A 17,892-nucleotide genomic window follows, 5' to 3' on the forward strand; every position below is an offset into this window, starting at 1 on the left:
TTCGGTCACCGGTCTTGACTCCTGTGCAAACGCTTGCCTAAGTTGTCGGCCACAGCATTCCGGCAACATGCCGAAAGTTGCCGATACCACGAGGATGTGGGGTACGAGCCAATGGCGGCGCAGCAGCAGGACGTGCGACCGGTCGACGCGCAGGACGCGGCGTCCGGCACGGCGACGGAGGAGGCGACCACCGTCGCCGCCGACCGCGCCGCGCGTCGCCGGGACCGGGTCGAGCAGCTCCTCGCGGAGATGACCGCCGAGGAGAAGGTCGCCCAGCTCGTCGGGCTCTGGGTCGGCGCGGACGCGTCCGGCGGCGGCGTCGCCCCGCACCAGGCCGACATGAGCGGCACCATCCCGTCCTTCGAGGCCGTCATCGCCCACGGCCTCGGCCAGCTGACGCGCCCGTTCGGCACGGCCCCCGTCGACCCGGTCGTCGCCGCCCGCTCGCTGGCCGCGTCGCAGCGCCAGGTCGTGGCCGCCAACCGGTTCGGCATCCCCGCCCAGGTGCACGAGGAGTGCCTGACGGGCTTCGCGGCCTGGCAGGCCACGACCTACCCGACCCCGCTCGCCTGGGGTGCGTCCTTCGACCCGGCGCTCGTCGAGGAGATGGCCGGCCGGATCGGCGCCTCGATGCGCGCGGCCGGCGTCCACCAGGGCCTCGCCCCGGTCCTCGACGTCACGCGCGACTACCGCTGGGGCCGCACCGAGGAGACGATCGGCGAGGACCCGTACCTCGTCGGGGACCTCGGCGCCGCCTACGTCCGCGGGCTCGAGGGCGCGGGCGTCGTGGCGACGCTCAAGCACTTCGCCGGCTACTCCGCCTCGCGCGCCGGCCGCAACCTCGCGCCCGTGTCCATGGGGCCCGTCGAGCTCGCCGACGTCATCCTCCCGCCGTTCGAGACCGCGCTGCGGCACGGCGGCGCCCGCTCGGTGATGCACTCCTACGCGGAGATCGACGGCGTCCCGTCCGCGGCGGACGAGTGGCTGCTCACGGACCTGCTGCGCGGCCGCTGGGGCTTCGAGGGCACGGTCGTCGCCGACTACTTCGGCATCGCGTTCCTGCAGCGACTGCACGGCGTCGCGGGCTCCCTCGGCGAGGCGGCGCACCTCGCGCTGCGCGCCGGCGTGGACGTCGAGCTGCCGTCCGTGGACGCCTACGGCGCGCCGCTGCTCGCCGCCCTGCGCGACGGCACGGTGGACGAGGCGCTCGTCGACCGGGCGCTGCGCCGCGTGCTCACGCAGAAGGCCGAGGTCGGCCTGCTCGACGAGGACTGGGACCCGGCCCCGCCTGCGGGCGACGCGGTCCTCCTCGACGACCCGGTCGGCCGGGACGTGGCGCTGCGCCTGGCGCGCGAGTCCGTCGTCCTGCTGGAGAACCGCGACGGCGTGCTGCCCCTCGCGCACGGTGCGCGCGTCGCCGTCGTCGGCCCGCTCGCCGACGACCCGATGGCGATGCTCGGCTGCTACACCTTCCCCGCGCACGTCGGGGCCCAGCACCCCGACGTCCCGATGGGCGTGGACGTGCCGAGCGTGCTGGCCGCGCTGCGCGAGCGGGTCGGGGACGTGCCGACCGCCCGCGGCTGCGACATCGAGTCCGACGACACGTCGGGCTTCGACGAGGCCGTCGCCGTCGCGCGGGACGCGGACGTCGTGGTCGTCGCCGTCGGCGACCGGGCCGGCCTGTTCGGGCGGGGCACCTCCGGCGAGGGGTGCGACGCCACCGACCTGCACCTGCCGGGCCGGCAGGGCGACCTCGTGCGGGCCGTCCTCGCGACCGGCACGCCGGTGGTGCTCGTCCTGCTCACGGGCCGCCCCTACGCGGTCGGCGACCTCGCCGAGGGCGCGGCGGCCGTCGTCCAGGCGTTCTTCCCGGGGCAGCTCGGCGGGCAGGCGCTCGCCGAGGTGCTCACCGGCCACGTCGCGCCGTCCGGCCGCCTGCCGGTGAGCATGCCGCGCGACGCGTCCGGGCAGCCCGGCACGTACCTGTCGCAGCCGCTCGGCCGCCGGTCGGGCGTCTCCGACGTCGACCCCACGCCGCTCTACCCGTTCGGCCACGGCCTGACGTACACGACGTTCACCTGGTCCGGCGCGCGCGCCCTCGACGGCGACGTCTGGCCCGTCGACGGCGAGACGCGCGTCGCGGTGGACGTGCGCAACGACGGCGGGCGCGCCGGCACCGAGGTCGTCCAGCTGTACCTGCACGACCCGGTGGCCTCGGTGGTCCGCCCGGTCGTCCGTCTCGTCGGGCACGCCCGCGTCGACCTCGAGCCGGGGCAGAGCGCCACGGTCGAGATGACGGTGCACGCCGACCTGGCGTCGTTCACGCGCCGTGACGGCACCCGTGTCGTCGAGCCGGGCGACGTCGAGCTGCGTCTCGCACGCTCCAGCGCGGACGCCGAGCACGCCGTCCGGCTCCGCATGGACGGACCTGTCCGGACGGTCGGCGACGACCGTCACCTCCTGAGCACGGCACGCGTGCTCACGTCCCCCGGAGGGCGGTGACCTCATGACCGTGCACGACCCCCTGCCCGCGGGGCAGACGACGTCGACGACGCCCACGGGCGGAGGCGGCAGCACGGCGACGGCGGCGACGCTCGGCATGGTCGCCGGCGCCGGCACGGCCGGCCGGCGCCGGTTCGGCCGCGGCCGTCGCCAGCAGGGCGCCGCGCCCACGTCGTGGCGCAAGGCGCTGCGGCGCGACTGGCAGCTCTACTCGCTGCTGGTCCTGCCGCTCGTGTTCTTCGCGATCTTCCGCTACCTGCCGATGGTCGGGAACGTCATCGCGTTCCGCCGGTTCCGGCCGGGCGGTTCGATCTTCGGCGAGGAGTGGGTGGGCCTGCACTACGTGCGGATGTTCATCCAGGACCAGACCTTCTGGAACGTCTTCCAGAACACGCTGATCCTCGGCGTGCTGAGCCTCGTCATCATCTTCCCGCTGCCGATCGTCCTCGCGCTCATGCTCAACGAGCTGCGCTCCCAGCGGTTCAAGCGGATCATCCAGACGATCTCCTACCTGCCGCACTTCATGTCGATCGTCATCGTCGCGGGCCTGGTGTTCCAGCTGACCGCGATGCGCGGCACGATCAACCAGATCATCACCGCAGTCGGCGGCGACGCGATCTCGTTCATGCAGCTCCCGGAGTGGTTCCGGACGGTGTACATCGGGTCCGAGATCTGGCAGACGGTCGGCTGGGGCACGATCCTCTACCTCGCCGCCCTGTCGACGATCGACCCGCAGCTGTACGAGGCGGCGCGCATCGACGGCGCGAACCGGTGGCGGCAGACCTGGCACGTCACGCTGCCCGGCATCCGCCCGACGATGGTCGTGCTGCTCATCCTCAACATCGGCTCGTTCATGGCGGTCGGGTTCGAGAAGATCCTGCTCCTCTACAACCCCTTGCTGTACCCGACGGCGGACGTCATCGCGACGTACCTGTACCGCGTCGGCATCGGGTCGAGCCAGTTCTCCTACGCGACGGCCATCGGCCTGTTCGAGGCCCTCATCGGCCTCACCCTCGTCCTGTCCGCCAACGCGATCTCGCGCCGAGTGGTGGGAGCCTCCCTGTGGTGACCGTCGACGACGTCACGCGCCTCGACGAGCGGCTGACGAAGCCGACCGTCCGGGCCGTCAAGGACACGCGCGCCTACCGGGCGTTCCGGGTCATCAACGCGACGCTGCTGGTGATCATCGCGGCGGTGACGCTGTACCCGTTCGTCAACCTCGCCGCGCAGGCGTTCAGCTCGGAGGCGTACATCAACGCCGGCCAGGTGAGCCTGTGGCCGCGCGGGTTCAACCTCACGACGTTCGACCTCGTGATGGGCGACCGGATGTTCTGGCGCAACTACCAGAACACCGTGTACTACACGGTCGTCGCGACGCTCGTGGCGATGGTGCTGACGACGACGTTCGCGTACGCCATCTCCAAGCACCACCTCAAGGGCCGCAAGGTGTTCATCGGCATCGCCGTGTTCACCATGTTCTTCAACGGCGGCCTGATCCCCAACTACGTGCTCGTCAACGAGCTCGGGCTGCGCAACTCGGTGTGGGCCATCGCCCTGCCGAACGCGATCAGCGTCTTCAACCTGCTGGTCATGAAGTCGTTCTTCGAGAGCTTCTCCACCGAGCTCGAGGAGGCCGCCGAGATCGACGGGCTGAGCACGTACGGGAAGCTGTGGCGCATCGTCCTGCCGCTGAGCAAGGCGGTCATCGCGACGATGGTGCTGTTCTACGCGGTGTCGTTCTGGAACTCGTGGTTCGCCGCGTTCCTCTACATGGACCACCGCGAGCTGTACCCGGTCACCGTCTACCTGCGGAACCTCATCGCCGGCGCCACCAGCGTCGACGGCGCCGCGGGGTCGGCCGAGGCCACGCAGATCGCCGCGAACGTCAAGGCGGTGACGATGCTGCTCACCGTCCTGCCGATCGTGTGCCTCTACCCGTTCATCCAGAGGTACTTCGTGTCGGGCGTGATGCTCGGCTCGGTCAAGCAGTGACTTCGCTCAATTCCCGGTTCCCGCTGCGGGCCGACCGGCCCGCGGTGCACTTCCACGGATGCAGGACGACGGCGTTCCACCCGGAAGGAGAATGATGAGGACGACGAGGAAGCGGTCGGTGGCGTTCGCCGCCACCGCCACGACCCTGGCGCTGGCCCTGGCGGCCTGCTCCGGCGGCGGCTCGGGCGGCGACGAGGCCACGGCCGACGCCAGCGAGCTGGGTCAGGTCGGCGCGATGGAGGACTACGACGTCGGCACGACCTTCAAGGCCACGGAGCCGGTGACGTTCGGGCTGATGTACCGCGACCACCCGAACTACCCGCTCAAGGACGACTGGGACATCCTGACGAAGCTCAAGGAGAACCAGAACGTCGAGTTCGACATCCAGACCGCCCCGCTGTCCGACTGGCAGCAGGCGCAGTCCATCGCGATCGGCGCCGGCAACGCGCCCGACATCATCTCCGTGACCTACCCGGGCCAGGAGGTCCCGTTCGTCGCGGGCGGCGCGATCCTGCCGGTGAGCGACTACGTCGAGTTCATGCCGAACTTCCAGGACAAGGTCGAGAAGTGGGACCTCGGCGCGGAGCTCGACCGCCTGCGCCAGGAGGACGGCAAGTTCTACCTGCTGCCCGGCCTGCGCGAGTCGGTCCGGCCCATGTACACCTACGCGGTGCGCAAGGACGTCTGGGACCAGCTCGGCCTGAGCCTCGAGCCGGAGACGTTCGAGGACTTCAAGGCCGACCTGGAGAAGGTCAAGGCCGCGTACCCCGACCGCTACCCGATCTCCGACCGGTGGTCCGCCAACGGGCCCCTCGAGGCGACGCTCAACGTCGCCGCGCCGGCCTTCGGCACCATCGCGGGCTGGGGCTTCGGCGAGGGCGTCCAGTGGGACGAGGACGCCGAGGAGTTCGTCTACGCGGGCGCCAGCGACGAGTACCGCGAGCTCGTCGAGTACTACCACGGCCTCGTCGCGGACGGGCTCATGGACCCGGAGAGCCTGACGCAGGAGGACGACCAGGCCCTGCAGAAGATGGGCTCCGGCCAGGCGTTCGCGCAGCTGACGAACGACCAGGAGGTCCTCAAGATCCGCGACACGTTCACCGAGCTCGGCACGCAGGGCGAGGTCGCGATGATCCGCGTCCCCGCCGGTCCCGCGGGTGACATCCAGGGCGGTCAGCGCCTGGTCAGCGGTCTCATGCTGTCGTCCACGGCCGCCGAGGAGGACGACTTCCTCGCCATGCTGCAGTTCCTCGACTGGCTGTACTACTCCGACGAGGGCCTCGAGTTCGCCAAGTGGGGCGTCGAGGGCGAGACCTACACGAAGGACGCCGACGGCACCCGCACGCTGGCGGCGGACGTCGACCAGAACGGCCTCAACCCGGGTGCCCCGAAGTCGCTCAACGTGGACTTCGGCTACCACAACGGCGTCTGGATGCTCGAGCACGGCTCGACCGACGACCTCGACCAGTCGATGCTCCGCCCGGAGGTCGTGGAGTTCGTCGAGTCGATGTCGGACAAGGAGCTCGCCCCGGTGGCACCGCCGGCGCCGCTCAACGAGCTCGAGCGCGAGCAGGTCTCCCTCTGGCAGACGGCCCTGCGCGACCACGTCTGGCAGAACACCGCGGCGTTCATCCTCGGCCAGCGCCCGCTGTCCGAGTGGGACGCCTACGTGGCCGAGCTCGAGAGCAAGAACATGCAGCAGTACCTGGACGTCGTGAACGAGGCGCAGCAGCGCTACGCCGAGAAGAACGGCTGACCCGACGCACCACGCCGGCCCCGCGTCCACACTCGTGGACGCGGGGCCGGCCCGCACCACCGACGAGGGAGTCCCTGTTGCGCATCACCGTCCCCGCCCAGCCCACCGGACCGCTGCCCGACGCGTGGCGCGCCTGCGTCGGCACCGGGCGCATGAACCTGGCGCTGCGGTCCGACTACCGCGACTCGCTCACGCAGGTGCAGCGCGAGGTCGGCTTCCGGCACGTCCGCGGGCACGGCCTGCTGTCGGACGACATGGCGGCGCTGCGCACGGACGACGTCGACGGGCGCACGCACACCCGGTACACGTGGACCTACGTGGACCAGGTCCACGACTTCTTCCTCTCGGTCGGCATCCGGCCGTTCCTCGAGCTGGGCTTCATGCCGTCGCAGCTCGCGTCCGGCGACGACACCGTCTTCTGGTGGAAGGGCAACATCACCCCGCCGCGCGACCACGCCGAGTGGGTCGCGCTCGTGCAGGCGCTGCTGCGCCACCAGATCGACCGGTACGGCCTCGACGAGGTGCGGCGCTGGCCGATCGAGGTGTGGAACGAGCCGAACCTCACGGTCTTCTGGAAGGACGCGGACCAGGAGGCGTACTTCCGCCTGTACGAGGCGACGGCCCGCGCGGTGAAGGACGTCGACGCGGACCTGCAGGTCGGCGGGCCCGCGATCTCGCCCGGGTCCGACGAGTGGTTCGCGCCCTTCGCCGACTTCGTGGCGCGCCGGGACGTGCCGGTGGACTTCGTCAGCCGGCACGCGTACACGTCCGGCCCCGCGCAGCACGTGCCCTTCGGCACGTACCAGACGCTCATGCCGCCGCAGAGCCTGCTCGACCAGTTCGACGCGCCGCGCCGGCACCTGGAGGGCACCCGCCTGGCGGGCCTGCCCGTGCACGTCACCGAGTTCAACACGTCGTACCGCCCGGACAACCCGGTGCACGACACCGCCTACAACGCCGCGTACCTGGCGCCGGTGCTGGCCGGCGGGGGCGACCTCGTCGACTCGTTCTCCTACTGGACGTTCTGCGACGTCTTCGAGGAGACGAACGTGCCGACGTCGTTCTTCCACGGCGGGTTCGGGATGCTCACCCACCGGCAGGTCGCCAAGCCGACGTACCACCTCTACAGGTTCATGGCCCGGATGGGTCGCGACGTGCTGGCCCGCGGCGAGGACCACCTGGTCTGCGCCGACCCCGACGGGCGGGTGACGGTGCTCGCGTGGCAGCCCGTGGGCGGCACGGACGCCCCGGAGGCCCCGGCGGAGCACCGCCTCTCCCTGTCCCTGCCGGTCCCGGCCGGCACGCCCGCCGCGTTCGTGCGCCGCGAGCGCGTCAACGAGCACGACGGCAACGCGTTCGCCGCGTGGCGCGAGCTCGGGCGCCCGCAGTCGCCGACCACCCGTGAGCTCGACCTGCTGCGGGCCTGCGCGGCCCCCGCGTCCTCGCACGCGCACGCCGGCGTCCACGACGGGCGCGTCGACGTCGACCTCGTCCTGTCCCGCCACGAGGTCACGTTCGTCGAGGTGCTCCCGGTGACGCCGACCCACCACGAGGGCCTGGACGACCGTCGTCTGCTCGGCGGGGACGACGACCGCCTCGTCGCGGCCCACGAGCGCCGGGACGCGTGAGCGCGATGACGTACGGAGGCGTGGGCGGGCGGCGCGGGGCACCCGACGACGAGATCGGGCCGGGCCCGCTGTCGCGGGCGGCGGCCGTCGTGTGGTGGGTCCTCGCCGTGAGCGTGCTCGTGGTGCTCACCGGCGGGCTGCCGCTGGTGCTCGTCGCCCTGCTCGCGTGGGACGCGAGCAACGCGCCGCTGATCGCCCTCGCGTTCGTGCCCCTCGCGCCCGCGCTGGCGGCGGCGGTGTTCGCGTGGCGCCGATTCCTCGCGGACCGGGACCTGGGCCCGGGCCGGCACTTCTGGCGCGGGTACCGGCTGAACGCGCTCGACGTCCTGCGCTGGTGGGTGCCGACGCTGGCGGTGCTCGCGGTCGTCGGCTTCTCGCTGGGCAACCTCGGCGCCGCCGGGGTGCCCGGCGGGTACGGGATCGTGCTGCTGGTCGTGGGCGCCGCGGTGCTGCTGTGGGCCGCCAACGCGCTCGTGCTGTCCGCCACCCTCAGCCTGCGCACGCGCGACGTCGCGCGCCTGGCCTCCTACTACCTGGCCGCACGCCCCCTGGTCACGCTCGGCACGCTCTCGCTGCTGGTGCTGTCCGCCGGGATCGTGCTGCTCACGTCCGACTGGGTGCTCGTCGCCCTGCTCGGCCTGCTCGCCCTCCTGCTCACGCGCAACGCCGACCCGGTGCTGCGCGACGCGACCGCTCGCTTCACCCGACCCGAGAGCTGATTGAGGTCCGTCCGCATGACGTCGCACGTCCCCGGTCTCCCGCTGTCCGACCACCTGCGCTACGGCGGTGACTACAACCCCGAGCAGTGGCCCGAGCACGTGTGGGACGCCGACCACGCCGCGTTCACCGAGGCCCGCATCACGACGCTCACGGTCGGGGTGTTCGCGTGGGCGCACACCCAGCCCGCGGAGGACCGCTACGACTTCTCCCGCCTCGACGCGATCGTCGAGCGCGTGGCGGCCGAGGGGCGGCAGGTGGTCCTGGCGACCCCGAGCGGGGCCATGCCGCCGTGGCTCGCCCGGGCGTACCCGGACGCGTGCCGGGTCGACTTCGAGGGCCGGCGGCACGTGTACGGGCAGCGGCACAACCACTGCCCGTCGTCGCCGGACTTCCGGCGCCTGTCGGTCGCGATGGCCGACCGGCTCGCCGAGCGGTACGCGGGGCACCCCGCGGTCGTCGCGTGGCACGTGGGCAACGAGTACGGGGGCGGCTGCTGGTGCGAGCTGTGCACCGCGGGGTTCCGCGTCTGGCTGCGCGAGCGGTACGGCTCGCTGGAGCGCCTGAACGAGGCCTGGAACACCCTCTTCTGGTCCCACGTCTTCACCGACTGGGACGAGATCCCCGCGCCGTCGATGCTGTCGGAGCACTGGCGCGGCCCGAACCACACGGCCTTCCAGGGCATCACGCTCGACTACCGCCGCTTCATGTCCGACGCGCTGCTCGGCGGGTTCGTCGCGGAGAAGGCCGCGATCCGCCGGCACGACGCGACCACGCCCGTGACGACGAACCTCATGGGCTTCTACCAGCCGGTCGACTACCACCGGTGGGCCGAGCACCTCGACTTCGCGTCGTGGGACAACTACCCGCCGGCGGACGACCCGCTGCGCACGGCCGCGCGCATGGCGGCGACGCACGCGGCGATGCGGGGCCTCAAGGGCGGGCAGCCGTTCTGGGTCATGGAGCAGACGCCGTCGATCACGGCCTCGCGCGACGTGAACCCGGTGAAGCGGCCGGGCGTGCTCGCGCTGTGGACGTGGCAGTCGGTCGCGCACGGCGCGGACGCGGCCCTGTACTTCCAGATGCGGCAGTCCCGGGGGGCGTGCGAGAAGTACCACGGCGCCGTGATCGACCACTCCGGACGGACCGACACGCGCGTGTTCCGCGAGGTCGCGGAGCTCGGGGGCGCGCTGGCGGTGACGGGCGACGCGCTGCTCGGCGCCCGGACGCCCGCACGCGTCGCGCTGCTGCTCGACTGGGACTCGTGGTGGGCCGTCGAGATGACGGACGGCTACAACCGGCACGTCGGCTACCTGCCCACGTTCCTGCAGTACCACCGGGCGCTGTGGCACGCCAACACCCCCGTCGACGTCGTGCCCGTCACGGCCGACCTGTCGGGGTACGACGTCGTCGTCGCACCGCTGCTGCACATGCTCAAGGGCGACCTCGCCGACCGGCTGACGGCGTTCGTCGAGGGCGGCGGGTCGCTCGTCACGACGTTCTACGGCGGCCGGGTCGACGAGGACACGAACGCGTTCCTCGGCGCGCCGCCGCTGGACGCGCTGCTGGGCGTGCGGGTCGAGGAGACGGACTCGGCGGCACCCGGTGCGGCCAACCCCGTCACGCTGCGCCTGAACGGCTCCGAGGTCGTGCACGACGCGGGCCTGGTGTTCGAGCTGCTCGTGGCGCAGGCCGGCACCGAGGTGGTCGGCACGTACGGCGCCGACTTCTACGCCGGCACGCCGGCGGTCACCCGGGCCGGGCGCGGCCGGGGCGAGGCGTGGCACGTCGGCACGGGCCTGGACGACGACGGCGTGGCGGCGGTGCTCCGCACGGTGCTGGGCCGCCACGGGCTCGTCGGCCCGCACGCGGGCGACGACGGCGTCGAGGTCGTCGACCGGGTCGCGCCCGACGGCACGTGCTACCGCTTCCTGCTGCACCACGGCGACGGCCTGCGGACCGTGACGCTCGAGGTGGGCGGCACCGACCTCCTGACGGGCCGCGAGGTGGCCGTCGGCGAGGAGCTGACGCTCGCTCCCGCGCAGGTCATGGTGCTGCGGCAGGGCGAGGCCTGCTGAGGTCGGCGCTCACGCGGACGGGTGCCGGCCACGGTGCCGCCGTGTCGCGGCGGCGTTCGTCCCGTACCCTGAGCCGGTCGAGGGGAGTACTTCCCCGCACCGACCCGGTCAGTACGGCGCACCATGCGACCTCGGGCGGTGGCCCGCCGTCGCGGCGGGTGAAGGAGACCTCGGAGCCACACCACACGTGTAGGAGACTCCGTTGACCCCGTTGCTCGCTGCCGCCGGACCCGAGTCCGGCTCGGCCATCAGCACCATCGCCACGCCCACCATGTGGGGCCTGACCATCGCCGCCGTCATCGCGCTGCTCGCGCTCGACTTCGTCCTCACCCGCAAGCCGCACGAGGTGTCGATGAAGGAGGCCGCCGGCTGGTCGGCGTTCTACATCGCGCTGCCGCTCGCGTTCGGCGGGTGGATCTGGTCGCAGTACGGCCAGCAGACCGGCGTCGAGTACCTCACCGGGTACCTCGTCGAGAAGTCCCTGTCGGTCGACAACCTGTTCGTCTTCATGCTGCTGCTGACCGCGTTCGCGGTGCCCGCGGCGCTCCAGCAGCGCGTCCTGCTGTGGGGCATCATCGGCGCGCTCGTGCTGCGCGGCATCTTCATCGCGCTCGGTGCGGCGTTCCTCGCGAACTTCGCGTTCGCGTTCCTCGTGTTCGGCGCCATCCTGCTCGCGACGGGCGTGAAGATCCTGCGCGACCAGGTCAAGGGCACCGGCCACGACGTCGACGTCGCGAACATGCGGTCGGTCAAGCTGATCCGGCGCTTCATGCCGGTCACCGAGGACTACCGCGGCCCGCGGATGTCGGTCGTGGAGAACGGCAAGCGGATGCTCACGCCGTTCGCGGTCGTCGTCGTGGCCGTGTTCGCGACCGACATCGTGTTCGCCGTCGACTCCGTGCCCGCCGTCTACGGCATCACCGGCGACCCGTACCTCGTGTTCGCGACGAACGCGTTCGCGCTGCTGGGCCTGCGCGCCCTGTACTTCGTCCTCCAGGGCGCCCTGTCGAAGCTCGTGCACCTCGGCTACGGCCTGGCGGCGATCCTCGGCTTCATCGGCGTCAAGCTCGTCCTGCACTGGGCGCACGGCATCTGGCCGGGCGTGCCGACGGTCCCGACGGTCTGGTCGCTCGTGGTCATCGTCGTCATCCTCGGCGTGGTCACCGCGACGAGCCTGTACGCGACGCGCGGCAGGTCGGGCGACGCCGCCGAGTCGGCGCACGTCGCCGAGCCGGGGGCCCACCAGCACCGCTGACGCACCCGCGTCGAGCGCGGTACATGCGGCACGAGCGCGGTAGTCACGACTACCGCGCTCGTCGCGCATCTACCGCGCTCGACGCCGGCGGCGGGTCACGACAGGGCGTCGGGGTGCCCGTCGGACGCCGGGCGCAGGCGGGTGCGGAGCGTGTCGGCGTCGGCGAGGTGGTGCGCCATGATCGCGGCGGCACGGTCGCCGTCGCGGACGGCCAGCGCCTCGAGCAGCTCGCCGTGCTCGCGCGCGCTCTTCTCCCGGTCGCCGCCCTGCGCCCGCACGAGCGCGGCCAGGTAGAAGCTGCTGATCTGGCGCAGCGTGCGCAGCACGTCCCCGAGGCGGGGCGAGCGGGCCGCCTCGATCACCTCGAGGTGGAAGCGGCGGTTGAGCTCGAGCCACGTCGCGTGGTCGGGCGCCGCCTCCATGGCGTGCTCGGTCGCGCGCAGCGCCTCCAGCTCGTCGGCGGTGATGCGCTCCGCCGCGCGGCGTGCCGCGAGGGGCTCGAGCAGGAGCCGCATCTCGTTGACCTCGACCGCCTCGTCGAGGTCGATCGCGCGGACGGTCGCGGCACGGTGCGGGTCGACGTCGATGAGCCCCTCGTTGGCGAGGTCGCGCATCGCCTCGCGCACGGGGGTGACGCTCGTCCCGAACCGCTCGGCGATCTCGCCCTGCACGAGGCGCGTGCCCGGCGGGTAGGTGCCGGTGAAGATCGCCTCGCGGATCTGCTCGCGCACCCACTGGTGGGCGGTGCGCGGCGGTCCGGGCGTCGCCCGTCGGCGCGCGTGCTCGTCCACGCCGGACATCGTGGCACGCGGGGCACGGCCGCGGGCGGGGGCACCGGTGGTGGCGGGAGCGGCGGCCACGTCCGGGACCAGGGGTAACACCGAGTTCACGCGAGCCACATCCCAGGGAAACGAGTCGGGTGGAGAGTCCTCTATAGATTATAGAATCGACGAACCGAGGGAGACCCGTGGCCACCGTCCTCGCCCCCACCCCCGCCGCGCCGGCCGTGGCGCCGACGTCCGACCAGCTCGTCATCGACCACGTGAGCCGCCGGTTCCCGAGCCCCGAGGGCGGGACGGTCGACGCGCTGGTCGACGCCCACCTCACCGTCCGGCCGGGGGAGTTCGTCTCCCTCATCGGGCCGAGCGGCTGCGGCAAGAGCACGCTGTTCAACCTCATCGCCGGCCTGGACACCCCGTCCGAGGGCCGCGTCCTCATCGACGGCGTCGACCGCTCCGGGCAGCAGGGGCTCGTCGGCTACATGCTCCAGAAGGACCTCCTGCTGCCGTGGCGCACCGTGCTGGAGAACGTCGTCCTCGGGCTCGAGATCGGCGGCGTGCGGCGCAAGGCCGCGCAGGCCCTCGCCCGGCCGCTGCTGACCACGTACGGGCTCGGCGGGTTCGAGAACCGGTACCCGACGCAGCTGTCCGGGGGCATGCGCCAGCGCGTCGCGCTGCTGCGCACGGTCCTGTTCAACCGCGACGTCATCCTGCTCGACGAGCCGTTCGGCGCCCTCGACGCCCAGACGCGCGAGCACATGCAGGAGTGGCTGCTGGACCTGTGGGACGACTTCCACAAGACCGTCCTGTTCGTCACCCACGACATCGACGAGGCGATCTACCTGTCCGACCGGGTCGTCGTCATGTCCGCCCGGCCCGGCCGGATCGTCGCCGAGTTCGACGTCACGCTCGACCGCCCCCGCAAGCCCTCCGTGGTCACGAGCGCGGAGTTCGTCCGGCTCAAGGCCGACGCGCGCGAGCTGCTCAACGGGGCGCACCGCGCCCACGACGCCGAGGAGACCCGATGACCACGACCGCCCCCGCCCCCGCCGGGACCGGCGCACCGGCTGACGCGTCCGGCGGCGTCCTCACCGCGCAGGACAGCCTGCACGAGCTCGGCCGGCTGCGTGCGACCAGCACACCGGTGGTCCGCCGCCGCAAGGACGCCCGCGAGCCGGGCGCCTGGGGCGTCGCCGCCGCGCGGCTCGGCGTCGTCGTGGCCGTCCTCGCGCTGTGGGAGGTCGGCGCCCGGGTCGGCCTCGTCGACCCGTTCTTCTGGAGCCAGCCGTCCCGGATCTGGCAGACCGCGGTGACGGCCTTCCAGTCCGGCGACATCCTCGCGAACGCGCGGTTCACGTTCACCTCGACGGTCCTCGGCTTCGTGCTCGGGGTCGTCGGCGGGGTGGTGCTCGGGCTCTCGTTCTGGTGGTCGCGGCGGTACGCGCTCGTCGCCGAGCCGCTCGTCATCGCGTTCGAGGCGATGCCGAAGCTCGCGCTCGCGCCGATCGTCGTGCTCGTCCTCGGGCTCGGCCTCGGCTCGAAGGTCGCGATGGCGACGGCCCTGGTCATCGTCATCCAGACGCTGAACACGTACTCCGCGGTCAAGGCGGTCGACAAGGACCTGACGACGCTCCTGTACTCGCTCGGCGCGTCCCGCTGGCAGGTGTTCACCAAGGTGGTCGTCCCCTCGACGCTGCCGTGGATCGCCTCCAGCCTGCGGGTCGCGATCGGGCTCGCGCTCACCGGCGCGATCGTCGGCGAGTACATCGGCTCCACCGCCGGGCTCGGCCGGATGATCCACTACGCCGGCTCCACCTACGACATCGCGCTGATCTGGGTCGGCGTCTTCACGCTCGCGATCCTGTCGATGCTGCTCTACGTCGTCGTCTCGGGCGTCGAGAAGCGCCTGCTCAAGGGCCTCACCCACTCCCGCTGACCCGCCCCTCGGCACCCCCTCACCACCGCACCCCCTCACCACCGCGCGGCGCCCACCCCGGGCGTCCGCCCGGTCCTGCCTGCCCACCCCCAGGAGGAAGCACGTGAAGAACCTGCTCCGCGCCGCCGTCGCGGCGAGCGCCGTCCTCGCCCTCGCCGCGTGCGCCGGTGGCGCGTCCGCCGGCACCGGCGGGTCCGCCGACGGCGGCACCACGAAGATCACGATCGCCGAGCCCGTGCACGGCGTCGGCTACCTGCCCCTGTACGCCGCCCGCGAGCTCGGCTACTTCGAGGAGGAGGGGCTCGAGGTCGAGGTGACGACCCTGACGGGCGGCGGGCACGTGAACGCCACGCTCGCCGGTGAGGTGTTCGGCTTCATCGGCGGACCCGAGTCCGGCGCCGTCGCGAACGTCAAGGGCTCCGACCTCGTCACCGTCGCCAACGTGGTGAACCGCGGCAACGTGTACTTCGTGGCGGCCGCCGGCACCGAGCCGGAGGAGGGCGCCGACATGGGCGAGTACCTCCGCGGCAAGACGATCGCCGGCGGGCGCTACGGCGGCACGCCGAACGCGATCCTGCGCCACATCCTCATCACCGAGGGCCTCGACCCGGAGGCGGACGTCGAGCTCATCGAGGTCGAGGACTCCAGCGCCATCCCGGCGACCGTCGCGCAGGGGCAGGCGGACGTCGCCGTCGTCGCCGAGCCGCAGCTCGGCCTCGGCATCCAGCAGGGCCTGTGGGGCGAGCCGTTCCTCAACCCGCTGCAGCTGCTCGGCCCGTACGCGTACTCCTCCATCGTCGTGCCGCGCGCGACCGTCGAGGAGGACCCCGACCTGGTGCAGGCGTTCGTGGACGCCCTGTCGAAGGGGCAGCAGCGCATCGAGGAGGACCGGGAGTACGCGGAGGAGCTCGCCGCCGCCGAGTTCCCCACCATGGAGCCCGACGTGCTCGCCGCCACGCTCGACCGCGCCTACGCCGACTCCCTGTGGGACGGCTCGTGGCTGACCGAGGAGGCCGTCGAGATGGCGCTCGAGGTCGCCCGCAACGGGGAGATCCTCGACGACTCCCAGGTGCCCCAGAGCTTCGACGTCATCGCCGACACCCAGTTCGTCACCGCCGACTGACCCGCGCCACCCGAGAGGACACCCCCGTGAGCACTCCCACCCCCTTCGCCCCCAGCCGCTTCGCCCCCGGCCGCGCCGCCGTCGTCGTGGTCGACGTCCAGAACGACTTCTGCGACCCCGCCGGCGCCTGCGGGCAGCGCGGCAGCGACACCGCGGCCGCGGTCGCGATGGTCCCGCGGCTCGAGCGCTTCCTCGCCGACGCCCGCGCGGCCGGCGTGATGGTCGTCTTCATCCAGACGACGCACGACGAGAGCACCGACTCCCCGGCGTGGCTGGCCCGGCGCGGCGACGCCGAGGCCGGTGCGCCCGACCCCGTGTCGACCTGCCGCACGGGCAGCTGGGGCGCCGAGTTCTACCGCGTCGCGCCGCAGCCGGGGGAGCCGGTCGTCATCAAGCACCGGTACTCGGCGTTCGCGGGCACGAACCTCGACGTGGTGCTCCGCACCGCCGGCGTCGACTCGCTGCTGCTGACGGGCGTCTCGACGAACGTGTGCGTCGAGTCGACCCTGCGCGACGGGCTGTTCGCCGAGTACCGCGTCACGCTCGTCGAGGACTGCGCCGCCAGCTACGAGGCCGAGGCGCACGAGGCCACGTGCGAGAACGTCGCGCGGTACTTCGGCGTCGTCGCCACGAGCGAGGAGATCAGCGCGACGTGGTCGGCGCTCGCACAGGTCGCGTGAGGCGCGACCGGCCGGTGCGGCCCGCCCGCACCGGCCGGTCGGCCACCGCGCTCGTCGCCCTGCTCGGGGTCGTCTACTGGACCGCGCACACGATGCTGCGCCCGCTGGTCGGGCCGTACGTGCTCGACGACGGCGGCACCGCCGCGCAGGCGAGCCTCGCGCTCGCGTCGTTCGCGGTCCTGCCGACGCTCCTGGCGCTGCCGATCGGGGCGCTGACCGACCGGTGGGGCGTGCGCGCGCTGCTGGTCGGCGGGGGCGTCACGATGGCGGCCGGCGGGGCGCTGCTGCTGCTCCCGCTCGGCCTGCCGGGTGTGGTCGTGAGCCAGGCGGTGACGGGCGTCGGCACGCTCGCGGTGTGGGTGTCGCTGCAGACGGTCGCGACCCTGCCGCGGGGGGAGGACGAGCCGCCACGGGCACGCAACGCGCGCCTCGCGACGTTCTCGCTGTTCCTCGCGGCGGGCCAGGCCGTCGGGCCGGCGCTCGGCACGGGTCTGGCGGACACGCTCGGCCCGGACGTGGCCTTCGCGGCGTTCTGCGTGCTCTCGCTCGTGGTCGTCGCGGTCGCGGCGGGCGTGCGCGTGCCGGCGACGCCGCGGGCCCCGGGGGGACCCGGGGTGCTCCGCTCCTACCGGGACGGCGCGACGCTCATGCGCACGCCCGCCGTGCTCGTCACGCTCGTCGTCAGCTTCACGGCGCTCGTGGTCCTCGACGTGCGGACGGCCTACCACCCGCTGCTGCTCGGCGAGGCCGGCGTGCCGCAGTGGCAGGTCGGCGTGCTGCTCTCGGTGGCTGCGGCGTTCGGCTTCCTGTCCCGGCCGCTGTTCCCCGTGGCCATGGCCCGCCTGCCCGAGCCCGTCATGGTCGGGCTCGTGCTCGCGGTGTCGTCCGCGTCGGTCGTCGCGGTCGCGGTGGTGCCGCCCGAGCCGTGGCTGCTGGCGTCGCTCGCGGCCGTGAACGGCTTCGCGCTCGGGTTCGCCCAGCCGCTCACGCTCGTGCTCATGGCGGACCACACGCCCGCCGACCGGCGGGGGCTCGCCTCCGGCCTGCGCTCGTCCGCGAACCGCGGCGCGCAGTTCGTCAACCCGGCCGTGTTCGGCCTGCTCAGCGCGGTCCTGCCGCTCACGGGAGCGTTCCTCGTGGTCGGCGGCGTGCTCGGCGTCGTCACGGTGGGCAGCACGGTCGCGCTGCAGCGGGCGCGCCGGGCGGGGCGTGCGGACGACCCGGGGCCTGCGGCCGCGCCGGACGCCGTGTCCGCCGGCGTCCCGGAGCCGCTCGCCGCGCCCCGGTAGCGCGCCCCGGGACCGCCCGCCCGCCCGTCGGCCCCCACCGGCGGGCGGGCGGCGCGGTCCGCCGGGAACTCGCCGCCGGGTGCGACCGTTGAGCGGCAGGACGTCCCCCGACCTGGAGAGAGATGGACAGCGACAGTAGGTACCCCCTGGACCGGCA

Annotated in this window: 14 protein-coding genes; 13 read left to right on the forward strand and 1 reads right to left on the reverse strand. The window is 72.9% G+C overall.

What is annotated here, in order from left to right; genetic code table 11:
* The first annotated feature begins 111 nt into the window (after positions 1 to 111).
* The 8 genes from FB586_RS04455 (at position 112) to FB586_RS04490 (ending at position 11,928) form a co-directional block, all read left to right on the forward strand.
* A complete protein-coding gene (locus tag FB586_RS04455; RefSeq protein ID WP_136518302.1) occupies positions 112 to 2,502 on the forward strand; it encodes a beta-xylosidase/alpha-l-arabinosidase in 2,391 nt (796 codons plus the stop codon).
* 97 nt (positions 2,503 to 2,599) lie between these two features.
* Positions 2,600 to 3,571, forward strand: coding sequence for an ABC transporter permease (locus FB586_RS04460; protein WP_370741049.1), 972 nt, complete (start codon positions 2,600 to 2,602; stop codon positions 3,569 to 3,571).
* Positions 3,568 to 4,494 (forward strand): carbohydrate ABC transporter permease, encoded by a 927-nt coding sequence (locus FB586_RS04465; protein ID WP_246036428.1) that lies wholly within the window; start codon positions 3,568 to 3,570, stop codon positions 4,492 to 4,494. Before FB586_RS04460 ends, FB586_RS04465 begins: the two co-directional genes overlap by 4 nt.
* A gap of 94 nt (positions 4,495 to 4,588) precedes the next feature.
* Complete coding sequence (locus tag FB586_RS04470; RefSeq protein ID WP_136518067.1) at positions 4,589 to 6,250, forward strand: ABC transporter substrate-binding protein; 1,662 nt, start codon at positions 4,589 to 4,591, stop codon at positions 6,248 to 6,250.
* A gap of 74 nt (positions 6,251 to 6,324) precedes the next feature.
* Positions 6,325 to 7,878: a GH39 family glycosyl hydrolase gene (locus tag FB586_RS04475; protein ID WP_222928294.1), complete on the forward strand. Its 1,554-nt coding sequence runs from the start codon at positions 6,325 to 6,327 to the stop codon at positions 7,876 to 7,878.
* A gap of 5 nt (positions 7,879 to 7,883) precedes the next feature.
* On the forward strand, positions 7,884 to 8,597 hold the full coding sequence (locus FB586_RS04480) for a glycosyl transferase (RefSeq protein WP_136518069.1): 714 nt from the start codon (positions 7,884 to 7,886) through the stop codon (positions 8,595 to 8,597).
* A 15-nt stretch (positions 8,598 to 8,612) separates the two neighbouring features.
* The gene (locus FB586_RS04485) at positions 8,613 to 10,673 is read left to right on the forward strand and encodes a beta-galactosidase (RefSeq protein ID WP_136518070.1); all 2,061 of its coding nucleotides are present in this window, start codon (positions 8,613 to 8,615) and stop codon (positions 10,671 to 10,673) included.
* Between the two features lie 202 nt (positions 10,674 to 10,875).
* Complete coding sequence (locus FB586_RS04490) at positions 10,876 to 11,928, forward strand: TerC/Alx family metal homeostasis membrane protein (RefSeq protein WP_246036431.1); 1,053 nt, start codon at positions 10,876 to 10,878, stop codon at positions 11,926 to 11,928.
* 95 nt (positions 11,929 to 12,023) lie between these two features.
* Here FB586_RS04490 and FB586_RS04495 read toward each other — a convergent pair whose 3' ends face one another.
* Positions 12,024 to 12,719 carry a GntR family transcriptional regulator gene (locus FB586_RS04495; protein ID WP_168800450.1) on the reverse strand — a complete coding sequence of 232 codons (696 nt, stop codon included), beginning with the start codon at positions 12,717 to 12,719 and terminating at the stop codon, positions 12,024 to 12,026.
* Between the two features lie 176 nt (positions 12,720 to 12,895).
* Between FB586_RS04495 and FB586_RS04500 the strand changes: the two genes are divergently transcribed.
* From FB586_RS04500 to FB586_RS04520, 5 genes are all read left to right on the forward strand, one after another.
* Complete coding sequence (locus tag FB586_RS04500) at positions 12,896 to 13,735, forward strand: ABC transporter ATP-binding protein (protein WP_222928271.1); 840 nt, start codon at positions 12,896 to 12,898, stop codon at positions 13,733 to 13,735.
* Entirely contained in the window at positions 13,732 to 14,643 is a 912-nt protein-coding gene (locus FB586_RS04505) for an ABC transporter permease (RefSeq protein ID WP_136518072.1), read from the forward strand. Before FB586_RS04500 ends, FB586_RS04505 begins: the two co-directional genes overlap by 4 nt.
* Before the next feature lie 103 nt (positions 14,644 to 14,746).
* Complete coding sequence (locus FB586_RS04510) at positions 14,747 to 15,766, forward strand: ABC transporter substrate-binding protein (protein ID WP_168800451.1); 1,020 nt, start codon at positions 14,747 to 14,749, stop codon at positions 15,764 to 15,766.
* 26 nt (positions 15,767 to 15,792) lie between these two features.
* Complete coding sequence (locus FB586_RS04515) at positions 15,793 to 16,446, forward strand: cysteine hydrolase family protein (RefSeq protein ID WP_222928272.1); 654 nt, start codon at positions 15,793 to 15,795, stop codon at positions 16,444 to 16,446.
* Positions 16,443 to 17,735, forward strand: a complete 1,293-nt coding sequence (locus FB586_RS04520) for an MFS transporter (protein ID WP_136518074.1) — start codon at positions 16,443 to 16,445, stop codon at positions 17,733 to 17,735. The genes FB586_RS04515 and FB586_RS04520 overlap by 4 nt, the downstream gene beginning before the upstream one ends.
* Positions 17,736 to 17,892: the final 157 nt, after the last annotated feature.

Origin of the sequence: Cellulomonas telluris (assembly GCF_004886325.1) — a bacterium.
Lineage (GTDB): Bacteria > Actinomycetota > Actinomycetes > Actinomycetales > Cellulomonadaceae > Cellulomonas > Cellulomonas telluris.

Coding starts and splice junctions, on each gene's coding strand:
- FB586_RS04455 (WP_136518302.1), top strand. CDS start 112: ATGGCGGCGCAGCAGCAGGACGTGCGACCGGTCGACGCGCAGGACGCG.
- FB586_RS04460 (WP_370741049.1), top strand. CDS start 2,600: ATGGTCGCCGGCGCCGGCACGGCCGGCCGGCGCCGGTTCGGCCGCGGC.
- FB586_RS04470 (WP_136518067.1), top strand. CDS start 4,589: ATGAGGACGACGAGGAAGCGGTCGGTGGCGTTCGCCGCCACCGCCACG.
- FB586_RS04480 (WP_136518069.1), top strand. CDS start 7,884: ATGACGTACGGAGGCGTGGGCGGGCGGCGCGGGGCACCCGACGACGAG.
- FB586_RS04485 (WP_136518070.1), top strand. CDS start 8,613: ATGACGTCGCACGTCCCCGGTCTCCCGCTGTCCGACCACCTGCGCTAC.
- FB586_RS04505 (WP_136518072.1), top strand. CDS start 13,732: ATGACCACGACCGCCCCCGCCCCCGCCGGGACCGGCGCACCGGCTGAC.